This window comes from Pseudomonas sp. NPDC089752 (genome assembly GCF_044748725.1).
In the GTDB taxonomy this organism is placed as follows: domain Bacteria; phylum Pseudomonadota; class Gammaproteobacteria; order Pseudomonadales; family Pseudomonadaceae; genus Aquipseudomonas.
The window spans coordinates 82,297-109,138 of the sequence record NZ_JBIVGP010000011.1; the positions used below are offsets into that span (position 1 = coordinate 82,297).

Below are 26,842 nucleotides of genomic sequence, written 5' to 3' on the forward strand. Positions count from 1 at the left end.
ATCGTGGACCGCTGGCCTTGTTGTCAGCGGTGTTCAACCTCCGGGTCAAGAAGCCGTTGTGCAGGAATTGCCAGCATGCGCCTGCGGTAATACAGATCCTGATCCATGCGGGTGAGCCTGCGCCACGTCTCGGTTTGTGAGCCGGGCAATGCGTCGAGATAGTCTTCGCTCTCGACCAGTGCTCGTAGATCGCGGCGATACTGCAGCGGCAGGCGCTCCCATAGGTTGAGCTGGTCGGCGCTGGCGTTGTCCAGCAACTCCTCGTAATCGATGTCCGGAAGCAACAGGTCTATGCCGGTGGCTTGGTAGTATTCATCAATTTGCGTCCATACCCGTGTACTCAAGGCGCCACGCTCCAGGCGTAAAGTGCGTGCGACATGCCGCGGGATGGCGCCGGCCTCGGGCAGGATTGCCAATGGATTGCCAGAGAAGTCCAGAAGAAGCGGATCGACCAATCCTTGCAGACCATTGGGCAGTTCGCTCAGTCCGCAGTCGGTAAGGTAAACGGTGTGCAGATGGGGGAGCGCGGTGAAGTCCGGCGCCCGACCCAACGGGCAATGCGAGAAGTCCATTACGCGCAGGTTGATCAGGTTGTCGAACCTTGCCTGGGCGACTGCGTCCCAGATGAGTGGATTGTGCTCCAGGTCCAGCCATGTAAGCGCCTGCGGTACGCTCGTCTGGGGCATCTGGTTGAAGCCGCAATGGGCCAGCTTCAGACGCGTCAGCGCGGGAAAACGCTCGTACAATCCTGCCGGCAAAGCAGTCACCCCTCGGTTGCCGGAGAGGTTCACTTCACCGATATGAGTGAAGTCGTCGGGCAATGCCAGTGTGGCGAGGTCCTCGTCATTGAGCAGCAGATCCGAGAGGTCCAGGACATACCGGGAGGTGCCATGATCCAGGTTTCGACGCCAGGCATTTTCTATACGCTGGATTGCTCGCCGCCGGTTGGGGACCGGCCGCGCCCACTCGGCGAGGTCGCTTCGCAGTTCCCGCAGCCGGTCTTGCAGCCGGTCCAGTTCAATGGTCGGTGACAGGCCACGCCTGCGCCAGTCCCGAAGTATCATCTGGATTTCCTGGTCGGACGTACTGGGAAACAGGCGCCGGTAGCGCACGGCTGCCGACGGACGCAAAAATTGTCGCGAGTAGCCCCTGGGGGGTTCGCCGCCGCGCAACATACCCTCACCCCAACGGCTTGGCTGATAGCCCCAAAGACGTCGAAGCAATTTGCTCCGGTCATTGGCGATCACTGCCAGTATGCGCTCGCGCAAAGCTTCGCCGCGATTGGCTGCAATTCCCATGGCCACGCGCCTGGCGCTGGGCAGTGCCGCCTCTACCGCACGACACAGATCATGGTCGATCAATCCGGGAGCAGGGCGTTCGCCCAGATAGGCTTCGTAGCCATCACGCGATTTGATCACGATCGCCCGTTCGGTGGCCCCTACCTCGCCGATGGCGTGTTCCACCACACCCTGCGGACTGCCAGCGCGAATTTCCAGGCGCAGATCGGGTGTCCAGCCGGGCATGCGCTCCAGGCAAGCCAACAACAGTCGCTCACTGTCCCTGTTGACCAGGCGCGGCAGCCACAAGCCCTGGGCGGCGCGGGTCAGCGGCAGGATGTCGGCACCTTGTGCAAGCGCAATGGCCAACGGGTCTTCAGCGCGCAAGCATGCGAGGGTATAGGCCAGCGGCTTGGGCATGGGGTGATTGCCGAGGTGGACATGCAGCACTTGCTGTTCGTCAGTGCCGCTGACCTGCAGTGCCTTGATCAGATCGGCATCCGCCAAGTCCTGGTAGTTCGGGCTCAGCCGCCGCACCAGCTGCGCGCCAGACCAGGCATGGGGTTGCTCGTGTTCTGCCCGCCAGGCGCCTTCGCCGTTATGTTCCAGCAGCGGCTGATAGGCTCTCGGATCGTTAGGATGGACGATACGCCAGCGATCCAAGGCAGGGTCCAGGCGCTGCTGGTAAATGTGGCCATCGAGGCGAATGAAGCTGCTGCCTCGATGCTGAAACTGACCGGCAGCGTTGGCCGGCAGATTTTCCGGCAGCGCCGTGTCACTGATGTAGGGCGCAAGATCGGGCCGCCACAGGCGCTGCGTACCTTCGGCGCTGCGAACGGGTTCAAGGCTTTCCATGAGAGTGCTGTTGAACAGTTTAGGCACGACTTTGCCAGCTGCATGCAGCCCGCCGATCAGTGCCAGGTTCAACCCGACCGTTTCCAGATGACGCAACGCCAACTGACGATCACCGACACTCCATGCTTGGTAACCTTCGTAGACTTCGTCGAGCAATTGATAAACCATCACTGCCGTCATTACCGTGCCGACGCCGGGGACGAACAGACCTGCCAGCATCAGCGCATTCAAACCCAGGCTTTCCCACAGGGCCAGGCGTTTTTTGCGCGCTTGCTCGTCGGCATCGGCAGTCGGTACAGCAAGCTGACGGGCTTCATTCTTCAGCCGGCTGACATGATCCCGATGGAGGAAACTGAACAGCTCAGCGTCGATGGCAACAGGCTCAAGGGACAGGGACGATCCGGGATCAAGGTTTTGCTGCAAGCGGTTGAGGAACGTTTGCTGCTGATCGCGCGAAACATAGGCCAGAAACCGTTGCTGGAAATCCGCCTGGCGCAGATCTTCGTGCACATGGTCATGCAGCGCCGACAGGTTCGGGAACTGGCGTAACGAGATCTCGTGGCCAGGTAAATAAAGCAGGAGCCCGCCTTCGTCCAGGTCGAGTATCAGTACCTCATGCACGTTGACACCGAACATGCTCAACTGGCTGCAGGCCAATGTCCTACCTTCGTTGAGCAACGCCCTTACCTTGTCCAGCGCCTCACCGCTCAGATGATGGCGAAGGAAGGCGAGGTCCGCTGCAAGGCGCAGACGATCCTGGTGAACCCTTGCAGCCAGCGTAGCAACCTGCGGGGAGGCGAAAGTGGATGCCAGATGTGCCTGATACTGCTGGCCGAGGTCCAAGGCTCTGCAAGTCAGTGCAAAATCTGCTGGGGAGAGATGCAAGGGCTTGATCGCATAGGCCTCGGACTCCAGCGCGATGTCGACCAGGGTTTCACTGTTGCCCAACGTGGTCTTGCCCATGACCGTGATCTTTTCCACATGCGCATCACCTGCCAGCGCGAGCGAGCTTTCCAGGCTGAATTCGACCCCGTCCGCGAAGTTGTGCAAGGCGGCTTCGAGCAGACTTCGACGTTCATGCTGGTAGACGTAGGTATCCCAGCTAAAAAGTTTATGAATGTGGATCAGCTCGGTGGTGCGCAAGGGCGCTGACAACTGGTGGTGGGTTGCCAGTGCGTGCGCAAGCAGAGGTTCGGCAAACTCAGCGATGCTTTTCAGCCCCTTCAGTGCGCGGGCCAGTGCCGCATGGGCGTGTGCCAGGCGTGCCTGGCTGGTCAGAACGGCCTCACGCAGATCGGGAATGGCATTGGTGAACCAATCGGCCTGGTCTTCAGGCAGGCCTTGGGTGGGCAGAATGGATTCGTGCAGGGTTTGCCATTGTGCGGCTGAGGCGTGGTGGGTCCACGTTGGAAGCTGTTGTTCCAGCAGCTGTTGGTACGGGTTTTCCATGTCAATGACCGGCATCGTCGGTGCTCCTTTTTCAGGGGTACCTAGGAGGCGGGAAACAAGGGTTGCCAAGGTGGTAAATAGATCCAATCCAGACCCTACCTCAGAAAAATGCGTCACGCGCTTGTCACGCCCAGCTGCTAACGTCCGTGGCCCGTTTCCAGCACAAGGTGTGCAACAAGGTGTTCCCCAGCCCCACCCGCAAACCCTTCATGCTCCGCTCTGACAACATGCGCAGCGACGATTTCGCTGCCTTGTTCACTCAACTGCACGGCAACCTCTACGCCGACCTGCCGAAGCTGGGCGAGGGCATCGTCATTGGCGGTGTCTACGGTCGTTTTGAAGGCATGAGCGTGCGGCGCATGCACTACCAGGGCGATTTCACCATCGCTTTGCCTACGCCTCAGGATGAAATCACCTTCGTGCTGCCCACGGCGGGCAAGATCATCTTCGATCACCGCGGAGAATCGATTGGTGGGGCGCAGGTGGGTCTGGCGGTCGACAAGCTGGACATTCGCTCGGTGCGGTTTGCTCAGAGGCATGCCCAATGCGGTATGTCGATCCGCCGCGGGTTGTTCGCCGAGCGGCTGTCGGCATTGCTGGGGCGGCCGTTGGCAGCGCCAATCCGCTTTGTCCCGGTGGTGGACCTCAATGTGGCGGCCTTTCAAGGTATCCGCGCCTTGATCGAAATGGCCACCGGCGCCGAGTTCGACCAGCTGATCAACAGTGGTTTGCTGATGCCAGTGCGGCTGCAGGAGATGTTGGTCGACGCCGTGTTGGAAACCTGGCCGCACAATTACAGCGAGGCGTTGCGCAGCCCAGTACCTTCGATTGCGCCGAGGCATGTCAAGGCGGCAATGGCTCACATTCGCGAACAGCCCCTCAGCGTGATCAGTGGCAGCGAGCTGGCCGGGCAGGTCAATGTCAGCTTGCGTGCGCTGCAGGACGGCTTCCGCCGGTTTGCCGGTACATCGATCGTCGGGTACCAGCGCCAGGTGCGCCTGGAGCAGGCGCGGCAGGCGCTGGCCAATGGTGAGGGTAGCTCGGTGGCCGAGGTGGCCTTGCAGCATGGGTTCAGCAATGCCGGGCGATTTGCTCAGTATTTTCAGCGCGCATTTGGCTTGAACCCCGCCGATGTGCGGCGGGGGCCTCGTTGACGTTCAGTCGTAACTGGCGAAAATGCGCGCAGACCGCCCCGAGCACTGCTGCGTCAGCCGTCGAGTCCAGGCCGGGATAAGGCTTGCCGTTGTAGTCGCCCGAATAGGTAAGCACCGCTTCGACACTGCTTTCGCTGTCCTTGTACAGCCGCTTCATGCGCTGCGCTTCCAGGTCCTTGCCATCTGCGCAGGCGAGCGCATAGTGAACGGCAAGGGCTGCACCGAATGCCAGGGCTGGCGTTTGAATGCCATGCTTGCGCGCCAGGTCGATGCTGCTGAAGATACGCTCGTGGCGCTGGAGCTTGCGCAATGGGTCGCGCCCCACCCGGGTGCATGGGTCCTTGAAGGACGTTTTGCAGCGTTCAAGGAAGGTTGCTGCAAACCCGTCGATGACTTCAGTCATTTGTGGGTTCTCCGCACTCAGGGCCGGCGCGACCTCCTGGTTGATCAAGCGCTCGGCCAACGCCGCCACCCGCGCATCGCCCATGCCCTGGCCGACCCAGTCATACCCCAGCAGGCTTGCGTACCAGGCGATGATCGCATGCGGGCCATTCCACAGCCGGTTCTTGATCAACTGGATCTGTGCGATGTCGGTGACGGTTTTCACCTGGCGCAGGCGCTCCAGCAGGTCGCTGCCGCGTTCGACGTACAGCGGCATGTCGGGCTCGCTGTTGAACAGGATCAGGTGCAACTGGCTCATCGCGCTACTGGATTGCGCAAAGGGCCTGAACCGCCCGATCAGTCGTTCGTATTCTGGCACCGGTGCAGAAGGCTTGCTGGCGTGTTCAGGTTCGCCTTCGAGGCTGTTCTGGAACATCTGCGACTTGATGCGCAGCTGCCTGAGCAATGCGTCGTTGCTGATCTTCGAAACGATGCGGCTGACCACCGTTTCAGCGAAGTGGGTCTTTTCCAGGATCTGTTGGCTGATCGCCTGCGGGCACAGCAGTTCAAGCTCCGCTTGCACGTGCAGGCGCACGAACGCGGCGCCGCCGATCTTGTTCAGTACAGTCAGAATGGTCAGCGCCCGGCCACGGCGTTCAAAGCGGCGCAACAGCCCCTTGGCGATCACCTTGGCCTGTTTGCGGATGGCCTGCTCAGGCAAGCTCAACCCGATGATTTCAGCGGCGGTGTACATCTCGATCAGTGCATCGTCGTCGTCCATGTCGATCATGCGCACGTTTTCGATGGTCTGGTCGAACGAGGTAGCCCCATAGCGCACGCTGTAACTGCCAAAGGCGCTGACCGTTTCCCTCAGCATGCGCGAGCGGGTGGCGGCGATGATCTCGCAAGGCCGGGTGTAACCATCCCAATGGGAGAAGACCTGGGTCAGATAGCCGCCGCCGATGGCTCCGAACCCATGAATGCCGACGCGAAACTGATTGAGTGAGGCGGGGAAGGGCTCGTTCACCGCTGGCGTGCCCAGGTGCGGCACGCACTCGCTCAGATCGGCGAGAAATTCGTGCATGCTGAGGTAGGCCTTGAACGCGCCGGCCTTGACCTCAGCTGCGGGCGGCTTGATGTCTTCGATCAAGATTCCTTGCCCTTCGGCACGTATCGCCGAGAGCAGGCCGTTTTCCGAGTCTTCGACCATCAGGCATTTGCTCGGCTCGGTATTGAGCGCACTGGCGGCGCGCAGGAATATTTCGGGGTGGGGTTTGCCTTGGCTGACTTCGTCACCACAGACGGTGACGTCGAAATATTTGAGCACGTTGGCGTTGATCAGGTACTCCTCGGCTATGGCTCGACGGCTGGACGTGGCGACCGCCATCGTCAGGCCCGACTTGCGCAGGCGCTCCAGCACTTCCAATAGACCGGCCTTGATCGGCACACCGTGATTGCGTACGTACTCGAGCTCAAGCTGGTCGGCACGCTGGCGAATCTGCGCATACGGGAAGTCTTCACCTTCGTGCGCCTTGGCCAGTGCCTCGGCCTTTTTCGCGCTGAGGCCCAGTGAGCCTATCAACGTCTGTTCGCTCAACGCCTTGCCGAAAATTTCCATGGAGGCTTGTTTCAGCGTTCTGAACCGCAAGCGTTCGGTGTCGAACAGGGTGCCGTCCATGTCGAAGATGGCACTGAAAATACGTTTGCCCTGAAAGAAAATCATGAGGTGTGGTTGTCCCCTTTTATCGTGTGAACCCTGCCGCTTTGCCAATGGGCACAAGCGATGACTACGGAAAACTGCAGTGAGGTCCGTCAGGTGGGAGGTACACGATCGACAGGCGGGCGCTCAGGGGTGACGCAGAGGTAGGGCGGGACGGAGCGGGGTTTACAGAGGAGGGCTGCAAGCGTTGCTGCGAGGCGGGCTTTGGCTTTGATTTCACGCCCACTGGCTGCAGTTCGATTTGCAGGCAGTGAGCGCAAGTAGCGATGGATACGTGTGATTCCTGGCATGAGGTGAAGTGCTTCCTGTTCAGTAACGGGTAGTCCTTTTTCAGCCTTGCATGTATGGGTGATGACATGCAAGGCCTGGTCAGGGATCAGAACGCGTAGCTGGCCTTGAGGCTGCCGCTCACGCCATGGCTGTCGCCGCCTGCCAATGCGGCCACCTCAGCGCCGACGCTCAGTGCGCCGAGGTTGGCCATGAGGTTGACGCCAGCATTGAACTGGTCGCGGTTGTCGAAGGCCGCGCGCTGTTCGATGTCCAGCCCCAGCAAGTGGCCCTCGCTGTCGACCTGATGATCGCCCAGGGCATGCTCGTAGCCCACCTCGACACCCGGCACCAGCTGCCAGCCGCCCATGGCGAGCGGGGCGAACGAGGCCTTGAGGTTGGCCACCGCGCTGCGCCGGGTTTCCTGCAGATCATCCACCTGCAGCGCCAGCTCGCTGCCTTTTTCGCTGAACCCGGACAGGTCGACACGGCTGACCCGCACGCCGAGGCTCGGCTCAAGCACGACACCACGGGTGTTCAGGCGATAGCCCAGCGCCAGGCTGGCACCGGCCAGGGTGCCGTGGCTGTCGCCCTTGGCGGTGCCCAGCCCACCACCAAGTTCGCGTTTGCTGCTGTAGTCGAGGTAACCGGCACTGGCATCGGCGTCGATGAACAGGCCCTGTTCCAGGCTGCCGGGAGCGAAGCGGGCGCCGAGGCTGAGGAAGGTCAGGTCGGTGTCCGCCTCGCCGCCTGCGCCACCGACGTTGCCATTGCTGTAGCCGACGCCTGCATGGGCGCTGAACTGTTCGGAGAAGCGCTGGGTCATGCCGATCATCAACCCTTGGCTGTGCTCATTGCTGCTGGCGGCGTGGGCCGAGCCGTCGGTGCCCAGGTAGCCGGCCAACGCGGTGCTCCACAGGCGCGACTGGCCGACCTTGAGGTCGCTGCCGTCGGTAAAGGGGGCGGCAGCGCGCTCGATCATCGCGCCCTGGCGCAGCAGATAGCTGGCGGCGTCGGCGTGCACCTGGCCTCCGACGGTCGACTCCACGCCACCCAGGGTGCCGGCGTCGATGGCGGACTGCAGGTAGTAGTTGTAGGCGCTGTAGCTGCCCGACAACGAGGTGTCCTGCAATTGCCGCAGCAGTTGTGCACCGCCGGCGGCGTTGCCCACGAGGCCGGCCTCGCCCGGTAGCGTGCCGTAGCGCACCATCTTGCCGCGCAGCACGTAGATCGTTTCCTGGCTCAGCCCCAGGCCTTGCTTGAGGTAGTTGTCCATGCTGCCGTATTCGCTGGTGACCTCGTCCAGGCCAGCCTGCAGGTAGCTGGCTTCGACGCCCAGCAGCGGCGCGTAGACTTCGGCCATGTTCACCGGCATGGCAGCCAGTGTCGCGGCCACGCGGGCGGCGGTGTAGTCATCGGTGGCCAGGTAGTTGCTCATGATCGTCGCGTCGTCGACGCCGGCGATGCTCAGCAGCACGGCGGCGGTCCAGCCAGTGCGGTCCTTGCCTGCAGTGCAGTGGAACAGGGCGGCACCTTCGGCGCTGGCCAGTTCATTGAACAACAGCGAAAACTGCCCGCGCATCCCAGCATCGCTGACGAAGGCGCGATTGGTTTCCTCCATCATGGCCCGCGCCTGGGCGGCGCTGGAAAACGAGATGCTGGTGATGTTCGAGCCCGAGGTGGTGCTGCCGATGATGTCGATGTTGGTGTAGCTGGCGCCGATTGGCAGGGTGTCGGGCGTGGCGGCGATCTCGCTTGGCGTACGCAGGTCGTAGACATCGCTGATACCCAGGCCATTGAGCACGCTCAGATCGCTGGCAGTCGGGGTCAGGGCATTGGAGCGGTAGAACACCCCGCCACGCATCACGCCGTCGTGGCTGGTGGTGTAAGCCGTGGTAGTGCCGGCGATATCGCGGAAGTTGTCCATGCCGGTCAGGCGCGGGGTGCCGAGCGCATCGGCAGCCTGGGCGGCGGAGATGGCGAGGGTGAGCAGGGACAGGGAGCAGAACAGACGTTGCAACACGGAAATGGCCTCGGTGAAGTGTGGTGGTCTGGCTACTCTCCAAGGGCAATATGAAACTGAATGTTACAAATCCGAGCGCGGCGCAAATGCCAGCGGGAATTGTCCGCTGGCTGCGTTTTCTGTCTCTTGAAAGGCGCTATTTGAAGAACTGACTCGGCGTGGTGCCGAACTGGCGCTTGAACATGCTGGCAAAGGCGCTGGGGCTGTCGTATCCCAGCGTGCCGGCCACATCGATGATGCGCTCGCCCATGGCGATACGTTCGAGCGCCTGCATCAACCGCGCCTGTTGACGCCACTGGCCGAAGGTCATACCGGTTTCCCTGCGGAACAGGCGCTGGATGGTCTTCTCGTCGATGCCCAGGTGCTGGCCCCAATCGGCAACGGTGGAGGGGTCGTCCGGCCGTTGCTGCAGGGCGGAGCAGATAGCCAGCAGTCGCGCGTCGTTGGGCTGCAGCAGCTTCAGCGGCAAGGTCGGCAGCACGCTGATTTCGTCGAGGATCAGGCGCATGATGCGCGCCTCGCGCGAGTCACTGGCGTACGGCCCGGTGAAGTCCACCGAGGCCTTGATCAGCTCGCTGAGCAGCGGCGAAATGCTGATCGCCTTGCTCTGCTGCGGCAGGTTCGTGGCGGCATCCGGGCGCACGAACACGCTGCGCATCTTCACGTCGCCGACGCAGCGAATGGCGTGCACCTGGCCGCATGGCATCCAGATGCCGCGGCTGGTCGGCACGGTCCAGCGCTCGGCCTGGGACTCGACGATCATCAGCCCCTTGATGGCATAGATCAGCTGATGTTTGGCATGCGAGTGCGGGGCGATGAACCAGTCGGGCGGGTAGTCGGTGGCGCGGCTACCGACCGCCCAAGGCCATTCATCGACCTCCATCAGCATGTCGTTCAGTGGCTTGAACATGGTGCCCTCGTGTCGCTGCATTCCAGCGCTGCCATCTTAGCAGCAGGTGGCTGGGCGTGCTTTCGAGCGGGTCGCGGGCAGCAGTGCGGTGGCCAGCCCGAGCAGCGGCAGGAACGAAATCACCTGGTACACCCATTCGATGCCGTGCAAGTCGGCCAGCTCGCCCAACCCGGCGGCGCCGATGCCGCTGATGCCGAACATCAGTCCGAACATCACCCCGGAGACCATGCCGACTCGGCCTGGTACGGCTTCCTGGGCATACACCACCAGGGCGGCAAACGCCGAAGACATCACCAGGCCGATGGCCACCGCCAGCACCGCGGTCCAGAACAGATCCGCGTAGGGCAGGGCGAGGGCGAAGGGCGCGACGCCGAGGAAGGAGACCCAGATCACCGCCTTGCGCCCGATACGGTCACCCACCGGTCCACCGGCGAAGGTGCCCAGCGCCACGGCGGCGAGGAAGACGAACAGGTACAGCTGGCTTTGCTGCACGCTCAGGCCGAAATGCTCGATCAGGTAGAACGTGAAGTAATTGGTGAACGATGCGATATAGACGAACTTGGCGAACATCAGCACGGAAATGACGCCCACCGCCCGCCACATGGCGCCTTTGGACAGCCCCGGTGCCTGTTGCCCGGCAAGGCCTTTGAGTTGGGTCTGGCCATGCTGGATGGTCCAGCCGGTCACCCGCAGCAGCACGCCAACGGCCAGGGCCGCCGCCAGCATGAACCAGGCGATCGCCGACTGGCCGTGGGGGATGACGATGGCGGCAGTCAGCAAGGGGCCAATTGCCGAGCCGGTGTTACCACCCACCTGGAAGGTCGATTGCGCGGTGCCGAAACGCCCGCCGGAGGCCATCCGCGCTACTCGTGAGGCTTCGGGGTGAAAGGTGGCGGAACCGACACCGACCACTGCCGCTGCCACCAGCAGCATTTCGTAACTGCCGGCAAAAGCGAGCAGGGCGATCCCGACCAACGTCACCAGCATGCCAGCGGGCAGCAGATAAGGTTGAGGGTGTTTGTCGGTGTACATGCCCACCCACGGCTGCAGCAGGGAGGCGGTCACCTGGTAGATCAAAGCGATCCAGCCGATCTGGGCGAAGCTGAGCGAGAAGTCGCTTTTCAGCATCGGATAGATCGACGGCAGCACCGCCTGGATCAGATCGTTGAGCAGGTGAGCGAAAGCGGCGGCGCCGACGATGCGGACCAGGAACCCCTGGTGTTGATCGGCGGGCGTGGTAGGCGTGGCCAAGGTGGCGGCAGAAGTCGTCATAAGCGAGGCTCTTTTTCGAGTGGTAGCAAGGCATTGCCGCTGGAGGATAGCCAGCGGTGCTTTTGCCTGTCTCACGTCGAACAGGCACCCACTAGCGCGTTTCGGACATTCGGCGCGTACTTTCCCTCGCCATCCACTTCAGCAGCATTGCGATGGGTACCCGGCGGTGCACTTCGTGACGCTGCCGGTTATTGTCCTCCCCAGACCTTTCACGATAACGGCTGACGATCAGGTGCTGGCCATCTTCCGAGACACGGGCCTCAAGTTCGTGCAGCAACTGTTCACGCGCGTTGCGCTGCAACCGCCTGAACAGCACGACCGGGGCTTGGGCGTCATTCATCTGCGTGCGCTCCCGGGCAGCTCGTCGGCCACGTGCCGGGTGCGCCGGCCTTGCCCTCGGCTACCCGATCCGCACGCTGCTGCGCGGTGAAGTCGCGCACGGCCTGGTAGTAATCGGGTTGGGTGCGCAGCCTGTCGGTAATCGGCAGGGCTTCGGCGCGGCTATCCACCACCTCACCGGCTGTGGCCACGTTGCCCAGGGTGTCGACGGTATCGCTGTTGTCGCCGAACGGATCGAGCGCCATGCCCAGCAGCGTGCCACCGGCATCGCGCAGGTTGTGGCTGCCCAGCAGCGGCAGCTCGACGATCGGGCCATCGGCGATGTGCCACACGGCGAAGGTCTGGCCGAAGTCCGAGGTGTGCCGGGCCAGTCCCATCTTCCCGGAAACGTCGACAAGGCCTGCCACGCCCAGGGTAGTGTTGAAGATGAAGCGCGTCAGGCTGGTCATCGCCCGCTCGCCATTTCCCTGCAGCACGTCGTTGACGAATACTTTCGGCTCAGCGAAGTTGGCGGCGAAGTTGTGCACGCCTTGTCGCGCGAAGTCGGGCAATGCGCTATAGCCTCGCGCGATCGGCGCGAGCAGGTAATCGTCGACACTGCGGTTGAAGGCGAACACGGCGCGGTTGGCCGGCTCGGCCGGGTCGCTGATCTGATAGGCCACGGGGCCACAGGCGCTGGCAGGTGGGCGCTGGCTGCATCCTCCGGCCGCGAGCAGGGACAGGGCAAGCAATGTGTTGCGGGCGGAGCACCAGGCAAACGGTGGAGTGGACATGGGCACATTCCTGACAAGAACTGGCGCCGATGGTGCGGGTGCTTGTTTGCCTGGAAATGTCCGATTTGCTTCGCGACTGACACTTTGTTTCCGGGTTGAAATATATGACTGCAACCTAGGAATCGACTTACAGTTAGCGCCAATTGAGCCTAGTACGCGGTATCCCGGTGTGAACCATTTGCTGATCGTCGACGATGATGTCGAAGTCCTTGACCTGTTGCAGAAATTTCTCCGTCAGCATGGCTACGAAGTCGATGTGGCCAGTGATGGAAAAGGCCTTTGGCAAGCCCTCGAGCGGCGCGTGCCGGACCTGGTGATTCTTGATGTGATGCTGCCCGGCGACAGCGGCCTGGTGCTCTGCCAGCGCTTGCGCGCCGGGTTCCCGGTGGCGGTGATCATGCTGACGGCCATGGGCGAACTGAGTGACCGGGTGGTCGGGCTGGAGCTGGGCGCGGACGATTATCTGACCAAACCTTTCGCTGCCCGCGAGTTGTTGGCCCGCGTCCGAGCAGTGTTACGTCGAGCGGGCGAAGCCGTCACCCCAGCCGCTACGCCACGCTCGGTACTGGAGTTCTCCGGCTGGCAGCTGGAGGTGAGCCGGCGTGAACTGCGATCACCCGAAGGGGTGATGATCCCCTTGTCCAATGGCGAATTCGAGCTGCTGCTGGTGTTCGCCGAGCACCCGCGGCGAGTGCTCAGCCGCCAGCAGCTGCTGGACCTGGCGCGTGGTGAAGCGCACGATGCCTATGACCGCAGCATCGATGTGCAAGTGAGCCGTTTGCGCCGCAAGCTGGAAGCCGATGACGACACTGAGCCGCTGATCCGTACCTTGCGCAATGTCGGCTACCTCTTCACCGCCAGCGTAAACCGGCGATGAGCCTGTTCGCCTGGGCGCGCAGGGCGCTGCCACGGCCCCGCGTCACCATCGCCCGGTGGATCGCGCTCACTACCCTGGCGGCCATGCTCAGCCTGTTGCTGCTCAAATGGCTGTTCAGTTCATTGCTGAGCGTGTGGGCGCAGCCACCCTTGCTGGAAAGTGGCCTGATCGAGAAGACTGCCGCAGTCACCCGAATCATCGATGCCGCACCCGCTGCGCAGCGACCCAGCCTCGCCAGTGCGGCAGGGGATGCATCGTACAGCGTGCAATGGCTGCGCCGACATGAGGATTCGGGTTTGCCACGGCTGGTCGACAGCGAATTCAGCGAGGGTGCGCCCAAAATGCGGGCCTTGTTGAATCGCCCTGATGCGCACATCGAGGTGTTCGAGCCTGCCGACCTGCCTGAAGGTTCTGCGCAGCGTGGCTACGCCTTGCTGATCGAGCTGAGCGACAGGTCGTGGCTGCTGTATCGCGCCGCCGACCGCAGTTGGGGGCTCGACGAGCTGCCGCGCAACCTGATCATCGTGGCGCTGATGATCATATCCAGCCTGGCCGTTGCGTTGTTCGCCACACGCTATCTCGCCCGCCCACTGGAACGTTTTGCCGAGGGGGCGCGACGCTTTGGCAAGGACTTCAATGCGCCACCGATTCCGGTGGTCGGCCCTGACGATCTTCGTCAGGCGATTCTTGCGTTCAACGCCACTCAGGCCCAGCTCAAGCACTTTCTCAAAGACCGCACGCAGATGCTGGCGGCGATCTCCCACGACTTGCGTGCGCCGTTGACCCGTATGCGTTTGCGCGGCGAATTCATCGAGGACGCTGAGTTGCAGGCCAAGCTGTTCAAGGACGTGGACGAAATGCAGGCAATGGTCGATGCGGCCTTGCAGTTCTTCCGCGATGACGCGCGGCTGGAGCCGGCCACGGCGTTCGACCTGGGTGAGTTGTTGTTGACCGTGGTTGAGGACTTCAAGGATGCGGGAGCAATCATCCACCTCAGTGGGCCACACCGCTGCGTCTACGTTGGCCGGCCGGTTGGCATCAAGCGGGTGCTGGTCAACCTGATCGAAAATGCGGCCAAGTATGGCGCTGAGCCGACGGTGCAGTTGGAGGTTGCTGCCGAACAGCTCGTCATTCGCGTGCTGGACCGTGGCCCGGGTATCCCGGAGCCACTGCAGGAACGCGTGTTCGAGCCGTTCTATCGCATCGAAGGCTCCCGCAACAAGGGCACGGGTGGAGTGGGGCTTGGCTTGCCGGCGGCGCGCGCCATCGTCCTCGAGCAGGGCGGCAGCGTGACCCTGAGCAACCGCCAGGGGGGCGGCCTGGAAGTCAGGGTCGCGCTGCCTGTCGGTTGATCAGAGCCCCAGCTCACTGAGCCCAGGGTGGTCGTCCGGGCGGCGGCCCAGGGGCCAGTGGAACTTGCGGTCGGCCTCGGCGATCGGCTGCTCGTTGATGCTCGAGTGGCGCAACTGCATCAGGCCATCCTCGGCGAACTCCCAGTTCTCGTTGCCATAGGCGCGGAACCACTGGCCGCTGTCGTCGTGGTACTCGTAGGCGTAGCGCACGGCGATGCGGTTGCCGGTGAATGCCCAAAGTTCCTTGATCAGGCGGTACTCCAGTTCATGGTTCCACTTGCGGGTCAGAAGCGCCTGCACCTCGTCTCGACCACGGGGAAACTCCACGCGGTTGCGCCAGACAGTATCGGCGGTGTAGGCAAGCGCCACCTTGGCGGCGTCGCGGCTGTTCCAGCCGTCTTCGGCCAGGCGCACTTTCTCGATGGCGCTTTCGTGGGTGAAGGGTGGCAAAGGGGGGCGGGACATCGGGGCGACTCCTCGTCGTTGATGGGCGTGAAACAGCGTAGTACGTCGCGAGCGTTTGCAGAATGGCGGCATCCGGCAATTCATAATTGCGCTGGGTGGAAGGACCCTGCTACAGGGTAATCAGGGGAAGTTTCAACAGCGCCTCAGTGCTTGTTCACCTCTCGATGTAGCCCTCTTCTGAATCGTCATTGCGCTGCAGATTAGCCCTTGGTGCTCGACCTCGACGGGAATAGCTTCGCTGATTTCCCCGAGGAATCGAGTATGAACAGAACGACATTCACCCTGCTGATGTGCGCAAGCCTTGCTGCTACCGCCGCGGAAGGTGAACGTGAGGGCGACTATTGGTATGTGCAGACCAGCGCCCACACCTTGCACTGGAACCCTGACCCGGAGCACAACAACCGCCAGCGATTGATCGGCATCGAACGTGTCTATACCGATGGGCTGCTATGGGGGGGCGCTACGTTCAAGAACTCCTTCAACCAGCGCTCCCACTACGCCTATCTGGGCAAGGTCTGGGAAAACGCGCGCTATCCGCTTTACGCCAAACTGAGTGCCGGGCTGGTTCACGGCTACAGGGGAGAGTATGCCGATAGAATTCCGCTCAACGGCCTGGGCGTGGCACCGGTGATCATCCCCTCGATCGGTGCTCACTGGGGCCCAGTGGGAGCGGAATTCGTCGTGCTCGGTACGGCGGCGGCCATGGTCAATGTGGGGCTGAGGTTCTGAGACCGCTTGCCATCCGAGCTTCTGCGCCCAGGCCGGGTCAGCCAGGCCTGTGATCAGTCGGCGAACGATCAGTCCCAGGTTGGCGCCAGGCCCTGTGGGCTGACTTCGCGGCCGTTGCGTTCAAGTGTGGCGATGCGCGCCATGTCGTCGGCATCCAGTTGCAGGTCGCGGGCGAGCAGGTTGCTGGCGAGGTTCTCGCGCTTGGTCGAGGACGGGATCACTGCATAGCCCAGCTGCATGGCCCACGCCAGCGCCACCTGGGCAACCGTGGCCTTGTGCTTGGCGGCAATCTCGGCCAGCAGCGGATCCTTCAGCACCTTGCCATAGGCCAGGGTCATGTAGGAGGTGACGGTGATGCCTTGCTCTTTGAGGAAGGCAGCCAGCGTGCCGTTCTGCAGATAGGGGCTGAGTTCGATCTGATTGGTAGCGATCTCGCCTTTGCCCACCACGTCGATGGCCTGGCGGGTCAGCTCGATGTTGAAGTTGGACACGCCAATCTGGCGGGCCAGGCCCAATTTCTTGGCTTCAGCCAGAGCAGTCATGTACTCGACGAGCTCAACCCCATTGCCCGGCGCCGGCCAGTGGATCAACAGCAGGTCGACATGGTCGGTGCGCAGTTTCGCCAGGCTCTCGCGCAGGCTGGGGATCAGTTTGTCGGCAGCGTAGTTGTCGACCCAGATCTTGGTGGTGATGAACAGGTCACTGCGCGGCACACCGCTTTCGGCGATGGCTTGGCCGACCTCGGATTCGTTTTTATAGATCTGCGCTGTGTCGATGACCCTGTAGCCCAGGGCCAGCGCGGACTTGACCGAATCGATGACGGCCTGGCCAGTGAGCCGGAAGGTACCGAGGCCGAAAGATGGAATGCTCATGAGGCTGCTCCTGCTGAATGATTGAAGTGGACAAGCACGTAGTCGCTCTTGTTCCAGATGCGATCGAGTGGGGAGCAGTGTGCGGGTTTCACAGGCTTTGATTAAGGCGTGGTCTGATCAAGGTCCTTTGACCTGAAATCACGAGTCGAAGGTGGCTCGTGATTTCAGGCAGGACAACGCAGGTTACGCCGCTATTTGCCCCGGAGTCGATTGCAGCAGCCAAAGGTGGCGCAGCCCCTGCAGCTGGTCGTCCAGCGTGGACGCAGCGCCCGCGCGCCGCGCCGCGCGATCCTGTTCAAGTATGGCGTCGAGCATGCTCAGCAAATCGCGGGACTGGTCCGCCGATGCGCGATGGGTTTCATCCGACTTCAATATGCCCTTCTCGTAAGTTCTTACACGTTCTTTCTGGCTGGCTTCCTGAGTGGCGCTTGCCTCGACCAGTAAGTTGTTTACGAACCCGAGACGGGTGGTGCTGCGAGAATGGTCATCGACCTCGTGATAGCGGTAGTTCTGTGATTCGTTATCAAGGGTCAGCACCAGCTCTACCAAAGGGTTAGGTGCCTTGTGCCAGGCCGCCTTGAGGCTGGCCTGCTGGTCTTGTTGCACGGTCAGGTTGGCAGCGCTGCCTTCGCGGGTGGTGGACTGCGAAACCTTGTAGTCGAAGTAGTCCACTTCATCGAGACGCAGCGGATTGATCTTCTTGAGGGGCTGGCTGATCGACGCGTCGAAGTCGGCCAGACCACTCAACAGCAGGCGGCTGGCGGTATTGAGGGGGGTGTCATGGTTGGCAGGGCGGTTACTGACATCATCGACACTATTGAGCTGTTGGAAAGCATCCTTGAACAGCGTCATCAACTGCGCGTCACCCTCGCCGCGCTTCTGGGCGGCATCGAACTGGGTCAGGTAGTTGGCCACCGCGACCTGTCGTTGCGCCTGGCTGCCAAGCAGTCTGCCACCCTGGGTATCGAAGTTCATGTTGACTTCGCCACTGGCCCCTTGCAGCTTCAAGCTGCGGGTATCCTGGTTCAGTTGCAGGTCGAAGGTTTGCGGCGTGCCGCTGGTCGTCTCCAGGTTGGCCTTCAGTTGCAGGCCGGTGAACAGGCCCGGGTCAAGCTTGACCAGTGCGCCGAGCTGCAGGCGGGGAGGTTCCTGGGACAAGCCATTGACTGCGGACTGGAAGCTGTCCGCCAGCGAAGCCAGGCCCCTTAGCTCATCCTGGGTCAATGTGCCCCCCTGCACGTCAGCGTCCACGGCCAGGCCAGCGGCGCTGCTGTACAGCCCCAGCGTCACGGTGGCGCCCGACGCGCTGGTGAGGCTGAAGGTGACGCTATTGGTCGCATGTTCGCGCAAACGGGCTTGCTGCAGGCCCAGTAGCAGGGGCTCGGTGGTGGTACTGTCGCTGATTGCCAAGCCTGATTGGGCGATGCGCTGGCCGCCGTTGGCTGCCAATTGCTCCAGCAGGGCAGCGCCAAGCCCCTGAAAACGCGCCGCGGTGGATGACGACTTGATGGCGCTCGCCATGTACATGCTGAGCTTGTCGAGGCCATTGCGCTCCCACACGTACTGGCTTTGCGGCTCGTCGGTGGTGCCCTTGGCGGTGTAGGTGGGGCTGATGCTGTCGGCAATTTGCTGGCCGAGGCTGACCAGGGTACTGGGGCGCGTCGTGGCCGACAGGGCCGGGTCGGTAGCGCCAACCTGCGGCGCGCGGATAGCGGTGTGAACGACGGGGGTCAGGCGTAACGCGGAATTGAAGGTGATCATCGCCAGCTTCCTTACTGGTCTGTGGATGTAGTCTTGGTTATCGGCAGGGCCGCCTGGAACCTGAATGCCGGCCAGCCGGCGCAATAGTTACCTCCATCGCCTCAACACGCAGTGATGCAATCGCCGCTTTGGCCCCAGGAAGCCCGCGATGCCTCAATTGCCATTCTCCGAAGATTCTACCGATGCCTTGATTGCCAGTCGCTTGCCTGCCTGGTTGACCGCCACATCGCTGGACACGCTTCGTGCGCTGCACCAAAGCCAGCGCTGGCAGCAACAGATACAGCACGACATTCACGGCCTGTTGGCACGAATCACGCCATTGGACGCGTTTGCCGCGCCGCTGCTGCAGCAAGCCCTGCAAGATGGCTACCAGTTGAACCTGGATGTTCGACAGGCGCTTTTGCGGCGCAGAACCCTGCAGCGCTTCCCCTCCTATAACGCACAAATTCCGGATGGGGTCACGGGGCAGGTGTTCGAGTACAGCCTGCTGGCGTGCGCGCTGCATAACTTTACCGAGCATGAAACCTCTGCCCTTGAAATACACCGCGGCACCGTCGTGCAGGATGCGCGGCGGCGGCCTGTCACACTTGCGCCAAAGGCCTTCATGAACCTGTGCCGCTCGCTCGATGTGGGAGGGCGCTATCAGGCCTACCTCAAGGCTCAGCTGACACCGGACGGGGAGGCGGGCCGGCAGGTCGAGGCGCTGCTCGAAGAAGGGTTTCGCGCCAATTTCGAGGCGGCTTTACGCCAGTCGTTGGTCAATGGCGAAATCGCCGAGCATGCCTACGCCCAATGCTTTGCGCTGGTGGCCATGGTGTCCAACAAGCCTGCGCAAATCACCGGGTTGCAACCCAAGGCCCTGCGCGTCTTCGGCAAGGTGGTGCGTGGCGCGGTGGCCTTCGAGCTGCGCCCGGCAGGTGAACCGCTGCAAGGCATCCTGTGCTGGATCCCGGATGATCCGCACGGTCCACTGACCTGGTACGCCTCATGGCCCACCTTGTTCCTGACCCTGGGCAAACAGTTTCGCCTACCCCGGTACACCGCGTTCTTTGAACGTTTCATTGCCGAGCGTGATCGTCAGGCATACACGCTCGCGCTGAACAACGCGTTGCAGGGCCTTGGCGAGGATGTGCCGGTCCAGCTCGATGGGCGCTTTGAGCATATCGAATTACCGTTGTTCGAGCACCTGCGCAAGCAGCAGATCGACACCTGGCTGGACAACGCCAAGGTGCACGCGCGACCCACCGCGGACGTGGATGCGCAGGTGCGCGACAGGCGGCTGCATTTTCTTCTGAGCTTCGGTCTTGACCTGCTGGGGCTGGCCAGTTTCGCCCTGCCGGTGCTGGCCCTGCCGCTGCTTGGCATCAACGCCCTGCAGGTGGCCAACGAGGTCTATGAAGGCTACGCCGACTGGAGCCTGGGCGACCGGCAGGGAGCGCTGGAGCATGTGTATTCGGTAGCCGAAGACCTGATCATGACGGCTGTCAACATTGGCGCAGGCGCTGCCTCGCACCGGCTGGCCCGGTCGGTCAAGGTCGATGAGCTGGTGCCAGTGATGGGCGCAGGCCACACACTCAAGCTCATCGATCCAAGCCTGCCGGGGTACACCGTCGAAGATCGAGGCGGCGTCGGTGAACTGACCCACGACAACGGCAAGGACTACTTGCGCACACCCCTCGCCAGCCATGAAACCTACCTCGACGTTGAAACACAGCAGCGGCGCATCCGCCACCCGACCCGTGCCGACGCTTACGCACCCGTGCTGGAAGGTAATGATGGCGGCGGTTGGCAGCATGAATTCGAGACGCCGCAAACCTGGCAGGGGCCATTGGCGATGCTGCAGGACTTGGCCAGTGAATGGGCGCAGCTCGAGGAGCGCACCGCGCAGCATGCATTGCAGGCAACCGGGTTCACCGAGGGGCACCTGCGGCGTCTGCACGTGGATCACGCCAAAGCACCGGCCCGCCTGCAGGATGCCGTGCAGCGTCATCAGCTCCACGAGCAGTTGCCTTGGTTGCGCGACGAAGGTTTCGAGGTGCACCTGCAGGCGCAGCAGGGGCAGACCACAGCGCTGCAAGACCTGCTGCGCCGCGATTTCCCCGGGCTGTCGGTCAATGCTGCGCGGGAGATCATCGAGCAGGCGCCCCCGGACCTGGTAGAAGCCATGCAGGCTCGCCAACGTGTGCCGCTTTTTCTCGCCGAGCAGGCGCGCGAAAACCTTCGGCAAACACGCCTGGACCGCGCCTGCGCGGGGCTGCGTCAGGCCGCGGCCATCAATGCCGATAGCGAGCGGTTGGCGTTGGGCCTTATCGCCGACCATGCGCCTTGGCGCGCTGTGCGCATCGAAGTGCGTCAAGGCTCCTTGGCCGGTGAGCGAACAGCCACGAGCGGCCCGCAGGCGGCGCTGGACGTGCGCACGGTGCTCAAAACCGACACGGGCTATCAGGCGCTGGATGGGCATGGCCAACCACTGCCTTCTTCCAGCAGCAGAGATAGCTTGTTCCAGGCGCTGCTGCTGCAACTCGACCCATGGCAGCGGCGTGTATTGGGGCCTGCTGGCATAGATGCCGACGGACTGGTCGAGCGGGTGTCGTCGTGGGCCAGCGAGCAGCGTGCACGGGGCTTCGAGCTGCTGGGCATGGCGCCGGCCCGGCAGCGCTTCAGGCCACCACACAGGCTTGCCGATGGCCGCCTGGGCTACCCCTTGAGCGGGCGCGGCGAAAGCAGTGATCGCGCGCTGCGACGCGGCCTGCTACGGCTGTTCCCGGATTACGACGACAGCGCCATCGAAGGTTTTGCCGCTCGCGCCCAGGCCCGGGGATTGTCGCCCTGGAACTACTACTTGCGCTTGTGCGAGCAACTGCACGCGCTCGATCATGCCCTGGGACAATGGCGGCGCCAGTCCTCCGGACCATTCCAGTTGCTCAGGCGTACCCGTATGGCCCGGCGTATTCGCCGTGCCTGGCAGCAACGCCTTGACGACGGCGAGGGGCACGCGGTGTTGGCCCTGGAAAACTCAAGGTTGTCGACGCTGCCGACGCTGCCAGCGTTGGTGAGCTTCGAGCATGTGGTGGTGTTGCGAATGCGTAATCTGCAGCTCGAAACCCTCGATGAAGGCTTTCTGGCGCGGTTCCCGAACGCGGTCGAGTTGGACCTGACGGGTAACCGCCTCGCTTCGCTACCTGGCCTTGAAGGTATGCCGCAGCTGCAGACCTTGCGCCTGAGCAACAACCTGATCACTGAGCTACCCTCGGCGCTGCTGCGCCAAGCGTCGCTGGAGCTGATCGACCTGCGCAACAACCGCATCGTCGAGCTCAATCCTGAACAGGTTGCGCTGCTACAGGCTAATGCTGGTCGAGTGCACTGGCAGGGCAACCCATTATCGTCCGCCACGCTGGAGCGCTTGCAGGCCGAACCGCAGCTGCCTGTCGGTCAAAGGCCCACTGGGATCGCGCCGTGGCTGGAGGGGTTATCCGACGCCCAGAGCCAACGCCGTCGTCGGTTATGGGAGGCATTGGCCGAAGAAGATGAGAGCCAGGCTTTTTTCGCCCTGCTCGATGAATTGCTGCAGAGCGAACAGTTCGCGCTGCAAGCGCGTGACATGCGGCGCCGAGTCGGCGAACTGCTTGAAACCATGTTCTCCCGCACCCGGGTCCGCCATATGCTTTTTCGGGAGGCTGCGGTACCTCGCGGGCGTGCCGACCTCGATGCGCTGGTGGTCAGATTGCAGGTGGCGTTGCGCACCGAAGGGCTCAGGGGGCGGCGCCTGGAGCGTGAGTTGCGCGACCTGGGGCGGGAGCTGTTTCGACTCGATCAGGTCAACCGGTTTGCCGCCTGGCACATCGATAACTTGCCGGAGCGGCCTGGCCCTGTTGAGGCAAACGATATCTACCTGGCGTTTCGTGTGGGGCTGGCAGATGCGCTGAACATCTATGGTCAACCGACCTACATGAACCTGGGGCACGTCGAGCGTGTGAAGGTTGGCGACCTGGCCGACGCCGAGGCGGCGGTGTACGAGGCCGAGACCTCTGGCGCCCTCAGCCGCTTCCTGGCGCGGCAGCCGTTCTGGCAGGACTTCATTCGTGTCCATTACGCCGATCAATTCGCCGCCCTGCGCCAAACCTTCAGTGCCCGGCTGGCGGCACTGCAACCCTTACCTGGAGAGGCTCATGCCCCCAGTGGGCCGGTGAACCAGATCGTTGCCGAGCGGCGAGAGCAGGAGCATATGCTGGCGTTGAACCTGGCGCGAGGCAATGGCTGGAGCTGGTACCGGCTCAACTCGCCGTCTGGGCCTGGCACCCGCGCGTTCACCTATCTGTCTCGGCAATTGAATGTGAGCCTGGATACCTGGCGCGGAACGCCGCAAGCGCCAGAATACGAAGGGCGGTCGTTCGTCGCAGATTTGTTGCGCAGGACCTGGCAGTCCAATTACACCGATGAGCGGCCAACAGCCGCCTCATCTGCGCACGGCCTGAGCATCAGCTCACTGCCCAGACTGCCTGCGGGTATCACGTTCGAACGGATGCGCACATTGTCTTTGCGCAATCAGCAGATTTCGATTATCGACGCGGATTTCCTGCGGCGTTTTCCTAATCTGGACGATCTCGACATCTCCGGCAATCGGCTGGTTTCGCTTGACGGGCTGGAGTTTCTGCCGCAGTTGCGCAGGTTGAACCTGGGGGGCAATCTGCTCGAAGCGGTCACCGGGTTGGAGCACCTGAGCCAACTGACTGATCTGTACCTCAGCGGCAATCAGTTGCAAGACCTGCCACCGGGCATCGAACGTCTGACTCAGCTGACGAGCCTGGATCTGTCGTTCAACCAGCTCATGGATTTGCCTGACCGTGTAGGGCAACTGAGCAATCTGGAGAACCTGCAGTTGCGTGGCAACCAGTTGAGTGTGGCGCCGCGCAGCCTGGGTAGTCTCGGCCAGCTCAGTATTCTCAACTTGAGCGGTAATCGCCTGCTCGCGGTGCCTGAGCAGTTGAATGGCCTGGGCCGGCTGACGCAGTTGTTCCTGGACGACAATCTCATCACCCTGGATGCCGAAGGCGAGTTGCGCTTGGAGTGGTTTTCCCGCTTGCAGATCCTCAGCCTGCAAGGCAACCGGCTGGGTAGCGCACCCCGGCTGCGCTACAACGTGCAGCTGAGCTTCTTGTCGCTGCGGGCCACCGGTTTGCGCGCGCTTCCCCTGGCGCTGCTGCAACGGCATCCTGATATGGTCGTCGATTTACGGGCGAACCGTATTGCAACGCTCAATGAGGCGGAGCTCAATTGGGTCGAGGCCCACCCGCAGTCAGTCAATCTGGAGCAGAACCTGCTAACTGAGCAGATCATGGCGCGGGTGCGTGAGGCCCTGAACCGGCAGTTGGCGCAGAGGGAGGAGGGGCAGGAGGGGCCGTTGACGGCGAGCAGAAAACCCACCAACCGCAGAGCGTGAAGGTTACCGTGGCCCACAGGACGTGGGCCACGGTTGACAAGGTCAGCGGCGGCGGAACAGCGGCAGCGGTTCGTCGGTGGCGGCCTGGTAGGTCACCGAGAAGTCCTTGAGCCCTTGCAGAGCATCTTCCGGGTCTTTGTCGGCACGGATGGCGAAGGCGTCGAAACCACAACGGGCCAGGTAGAACAGCTGGTCGCGCAACACGTCGCCGATGGCGCGCAGCTCGCCCTTGTACTGGTAACGGTCGCGCAGCAGGCGCGCATTGGAGTAGTTGCGCCCGTCGGTGAAGGCTGGGAAGTTGAGGGCGATGACCTGGAAGTGCTGCACGTCTTCACCGATTTCCTCGGCTTCCTCATCGCTGTCCAGCCACACGCCCAGGCCGCCGTCGCGGGCCTTGAGCACATGGGCGTGGTCACGCCACAGGTGCAGCGGGACGATGTAGTCGTCGCAGTTGGTCAGCTCGTCGAGGGTGGTTTCCTTGGGCAGCAGGTGCCAGGTTTCGTCGACGATCTGATTGTTCTTAATGATTCGCTGCATAGACGCGTTCCTTGAAGGGGTCGATGCCGATACGCTGGTAGGTGTCGATGAAGCGTTCTTCCTCGGTACGCTGTTCCACGTACACGGCGATCAGCTTTTCGATCACGTCGGCCATGGCCTCCTGGGCGAAGGACGGGCCGAGGATCTTGCCCAGGCTCGCGTCGCGCGCGGCATTGCCGCCCAGGGACACCTGGTAGAACTCTTCGCCCTTCTTGTCCACGCCGAGGATGCCGATGTGGCCAACGTGGTGGTGGCCGCAGGCGTTCATGCAGCCGGAGATGTTCAGGTCGATTTCGCCGATGTCGAACAGGTAGTCCAGGTCGTCGAAACGGCGCTGGATCGATTCGGCGATCGGGATCGACTTGGCGTTGGCCAGCGAGCAGTAGTCACCACCTGGGCAGCAGATGATGTCGGTGAGCAGGCCGATGTTCGGCGTGGCGAAGCCACCCTCGCGCAGCTCCAGCCACAGCGCGTGCAGCTGGCGCTGCTCGACGTCGGCGAGGATGATGTTCTGCTCGTGCGAGGTGCGCAGGAAGCCGAAGCTGTAGCGCTCGGCCAGGTCTGCCACGGCGTCCAGCTGCTTGTCGGTCAGATCGCCCGGGGCAACGCCGGTGGGCTTGAGCGACAGGGTCACGGCGACGTAGCCAGGGCGCTTGTGGGCGCGGGTGTTGCGCGAGCGCCAGCGGGCGAAGCCTGGGGCTTCGGCGTCCTGGGCACTGTAGTCGACGTTGTCGAGGGCCAGGTACTCGGGGTCGACGAAGTGGCGCGAAACGCGCTGCACTTCGTCCTCGGTCAGGGTGGTGTTGCCGCCACGCAGGTGGGCCATTTCGGCCTCGACCTTCTCGGCGAACACTTCCGGGGTCAGCGCCTTGACCAGGATCTTGATCCGCGCCTTGTACTTGTTGTCACGGCGACCGTAACGGTTGTACACGCGCAGAATGGCGTCCAGGTAGCTGATCAGGTCCTGCCATGGCAGGAACTCGTTGATGAACGAGCCGACCACCGGGGTGCGGCCCAGGCCACCGCCGACCAGCACGCGGAAACCGAGCTCACCGGCGGCGTTGCGCACCGGCTCCAGGCCGATATCGTGCACTTCGATGGCCGCGCGATCTTCCTTCGAGCCGTTGATCGCAATCTTGAACTTGCGTGGCAGGTAGGCGAATTCCGGGTGGAAGGTGGTCCACTGGCGGACGATCTCGCACCACGGGCGCGGGTCGATGATTTCATCGGCGGCAACACCGGCGAACTGGTCGGTGGTGGTGTTGCGCAGGCAGTTGCCGCTGGTCTGGATGGCGTGCATCTGCACGGTGGCCAGCTCGGCGAGGATGTCCGGGATGTCTTCCAGCGCCGGCCAGTTGTACTGCACGTTCTGGCGGGTGGAGATGTGGGCGTAGCCCTTGTCGTAGTCGCGAGCGATCTTGGCCAGAGTGCGGACCTGGCGGGCGTTCAGTTGGCCATAGGGCACGGCAACGCGCAGCATCGGGGCGAAACGTTGGATATAGAGCCCGTTCTGCAGGCGCAGAGGGCGGAATTCTTCTTCGCTCAGCTCACCGGCCAGGTAGCGGCGGGTCTGATCACGGAACTGCTTGACGCGGTCCTCGATGATCCGCTGATCGTACTCGTCGTATACGTACATAAAAGTCCTGTCTCAGGCTGCATGCAGCTATTCGCGCGCACGGCCGCGCACTCCGGTTCGGAGCCGGCAAACGATATCAGGTTGGGTTTATGCGCTAAAGTGATGTTTTTGCATATGAAAAGAACCAAACGGACTAAGTGAGACTGACTGGCATTTGTTCGTTACGGGAGTGCTGATGGCCGAGCATTTCAGCCGATGCCCGTGGCGTATAAATTGAACGCGATGGAGAAAGACCCTGCTTGAACAAAGGGCATTGCTCGTCTTAACTGCTGGGTGTGAAGTGCATTCCAATAACCACTACAAGAGGCAATGCAATGGGAAACTCAACCAAGGCCCGCAAAGCTGACAGCAGTGTCGATGCCTGGGCGATCCTCTGCCTGATCGTTCTGGTGGTGGTCACCGCCGTGTATTGGGTCAGCCATCAGTAGGGCCCTTACCTGCAGACCGTGAAGCAACCTGAACCGCCCGCGCAAGGGAATTGCGCGGGCGGCTTGCGTTTCAGCGGGCAGTCAGGTGCATGGCCAGTTGCACCAGGCCCACCAGCACCAGGATGAACACCAGGGTGAACAGCGTGCCCAGGGCGATGAAGTGGCTGGCCTTGCCATGGGTGAAGTCGCGCGCGCGGTTCTTGCCGCTCTGCACGCCAAAGGCGGCGGCGAGGATGCTGTGCAGCATCTGCCAGAAGGTGGGGGGCTTGCCTTGGCTTGAGTCGTCCATGGTGGCTCCTGGGTAATCGGAGGCAATCAGGGACAG

18 protein-coding genes are annotated in these 26,842 nt (G+C 62.5%); 5 read left to right on the top strand and 13 right to left on the bottom strand.

The window, feature by feature from the left end; genetic code table 11:
• Positions 1 to 23: 23 nt before the first annotated feature.
• Complete coding sequence (locus ACIPZF_RS19095; protein ID WP_400802083.1) at positions 24 to 3,596, bottom strand: dermonecrotic toxin domain-containing protein; 3,573 nt, start codon at positions 3,594 to 3,596, stop codon at positions 24 to 26.
• Positions 3,597 to 3,808: 212 nt separating this feature from the next.
• Here ACIPZF_RS19095 and ACIPZF_RS19100 point away from each other — a divergent pair, with 212 nt between their 5' ends.
• Positions 3,809 to 4,735, top strand: a complete 927-nt coding sequence (locus ACIPZF_RS19100; protein ID WP_400802267.1) for an AraC family transcriptional regulator — start codon at positions 3,809 to 3,811, stop codon at positions 4,733 to 4,735.
• On the opposite strand, the gene mtlD is transcribed toward ACIPZF_RS19100, so the two are convergent.
• The 6 genes from mtlD to ACIPZF_RS19130 all read right to left on the bottom strand — a co-directional run bounded on the left by mtlD (position 4,653) and on the right by ACIPZF_RS19130 (position 12,420).
• Entirely contained in the window at positions 4,653 to 6,839 is a 2,187-nt protein-coding gene (gene mtlD, locus ACIPZF_RS19105; protein WP_400802085.1) for a bifunctional mannitol-1-phosphate dehydrogenase/phosphatase, read from the bottom strand. The two genes, ACIPZF_RS19100 and mtlD, sit on opposite strands and share 83 nt — an antisense overlap.
• Before the next feature lie 373 nt (positions 6,840 to 7,212).
• A complete protein-coding gene (locus tag ACIPZF_RS19110; protein WP_400802087.1) occupies positions 7,213 to 9,126 on the bottom strand; it encodes a tyrosine-protein phosphatase in 1,914 nt (637 codons plus the stop codon).
• A 136-nt stretch (positions 9,127 to 9,262) separates the two neighbouring features.
• A complete protein-coding gene (locus ACIPZF_RS19115) occupies positions 9,263 to 10,036 on the bottom strand; it encodes an AraC family transcriptional regulator (RefSeq protein ID WP_400802089.1) in 774 nt (257 codons plus the stop codon).
• Positions 10,037 to 10,072: 36 nt separating this feature from the next.
• The gene (locus tag ACIPZF_RS19120) at positions 10,073 to 11,308 is read right to left on the bottom strand and encodes an MFS transporter (protein WP_400802091.1); all 1,236 of its coding nucleotides are present in this window, start codon (positions 11,306 to 11,308) and stop codon (positions 10,073 to 10,075) included.
• 91 nt (positions 11,309 to 11,399) lie between these two features.
• Positions 11,400 to 11,648, bottom strand: a complete 249-nt coding sequence (locus ACIPZF_RS19125) for a hypothetical protein (protein ID WP_400802092.1) — start codon at positions 11,646 to 11,648, stop codon at positions 11,400 to 11,402.
• Positions 11,641 to 12,420 (bottom strand): VacJ family lipoprotein, encoded by a 780-nt coding sequence (locus ACIPZF_RS19130; protein ID WP_400802094.1) that lies wholly within the window; start codon positions 12,418 to 12,420, stop codon positions 11,641 to 11,643. Before ACIPZF_RS19130 ends, ACIPZF_RS19125 begins: the two co-directional genes overlap by 8 nt.
• Before the next feature lie 169 nt (positions 12,421 to 12,589).
• Between ACIPZF_RS19130 and ACIPZF_RS19135 the strand changes: the two genes are divergently transcribed.
• A complete protein-coding gene (locus tag ACIPZF_RS19135; RefSeq protein WP_400802095.1) occupies positions 12,590 to 13,297 on the top strand; it encodes a response regulator in 708 nt (235 codons plus the stop codon).
• Positions 13,294 to 14,649, top strand: coding sequence for an ATP-binding protein (locus ACIPZF_RS19140; RefSeq protein WP_400802096.1), 1,356 nt, complete (start codon positions 13,294 to 13,296; stop codon positions 14,647 to 14,649). The genes ACIPZF_RS19135 and ACIPZF_RS19140 overlap by 4 nt, the downstream gene beginning before the upstream one ends.
• Here the strand turns inward: ACIPZF_RS19140 and ACIPZF_RS19145 are convergent, their stop codons facing one another.
• The gene (locus tag ACIPZF_RS19145) at positions 14,650 to 15,114 is read right to left on the bottom strand and encodes a DUF1348 family protein (protein WP_400802098.1); all 465 of its coding nucleotides are present in this window, start codon (positions 15,112 to 15,114) and stop codon (positions 14,650 to 14,652) included.
• Between the two features lie 261 nt (positions 15,115 to 15,375).
• Between ACIPZF_RS19145 and ACIPZF_RS19150 the strand changes: the two genes are divergently transcribed.
• Positions 15,376 to 15,843, top strand: a complete 468-nt coding sequence (locus ACIPZF_RS19150) for a sn-glycerol-3-phosphate transporter (protein WP_400802100.1) — start codon at positions 15,376 to 15,378, stop codon at positions 15,841 to 15,843.
• Positions 15,844 to 15,911: 68 nt separating this feature from the next.
• Here the strand turns inward: ACIPZF_RS19150 and dkgB are convergent, their stop codons facing one another.
• Both dkgB and ACIPZF_RS19160 read right to left on the bottom strand, forming a co-directional pair.
• Positions 15,912 to 16,715 carry a 2,5-didehydrogluconate reductase DkgB gene (gene dkgB, locus ACIPZF_RS19155; RefSeq protein ID WP_400802102.1) on the bottom strand — a complete coding sequence of 268 codons (804 nt, stop codon included), beginning with the start codon at positions 16,713 to 16,715 and terminating at the stop codon, positions 15,912 to 15,914.
• 183 nt (positions 16,716 to 16,898) lie between these two features.
• Positions 16,899 to 18,476 (bottom strand): hypothetical protein, encoded by a 1,578-nt coding sequence (locus ACIPZF_RS19160; protein WP_400802104.1) that lies wholly within the window; start codon positions 18,474 to 18,476, stop codon positions 16,899 to 16,901.
• A 148-nt stretch (positions 18,477 to 18,624) separates the two neighbouring features.
• Between ACIPZF_RS19160 and ACIPZF_RS19165 the strand changes: the two genes are divergently transcribed.
• Positions 18,625 to 23,916, top strand: coding sequence for an NEL-type E3 ubiquitin ligase domain-containing protein (locus tag ACIPZF_RS19165; protein ID WP_400802106.1), 5,292 nt, complete (start codon positions 18,625 to 18,627; stop codon positions 23,914 to 23,916).
• Between the two features lie 42 nt (positions 23,917 to 23,958).
• On the opposite strand, the gene ACIPZF_RS19170 is transcribed toward ACIPZF_RS19165, so the two are convergent.
• The 3 genes from ACIPZF_RS19170 to ACIPZF_RS19180 form a co-directional block, all read right to left on the bottom strand.
• Positions 23,959 to 24,453, bottom strand: a complete 495-nt coding sequence (locus ACIPZF_RS19170) for a DUF934 domain-containing protein (RefSeq protein ID WP_400802107.1) — start codon at positions 24,451 to 24,453, stop codon at positions 23,959 to 23,961.
• Complete coding sequence (locus ACIPZF_RS19175; RefSeq protein WP_400802109.1) at positions 24,437 to 26,089, bottom strand: nitrite/sulfite reductase; 1,653 nt, start codon at positions 26,087 to 26,089, stop codon at positions 24,437 to 24,439. The genes ACIPZF_RS19170 and ACIPZF_RS19175 overlap by 17 nt, the downstream gene beginning before the upstream one ends.
• Positions 26,090 to 26,587: 498 nt before the next feature.
• Positions 26,588 to 26,806, bottom strand: a complete 219-nt coding sequence (locus tag ACIPZF_RS19180; protein WP_400802111.1) for a DUF2970 domain-containing protein — start codon at positions 26,804 to 26,806, stop codon at positions 26,588 to 26,590.
• Positions 26,807 to 26,842: the final 36 nt, after the last annotated feature.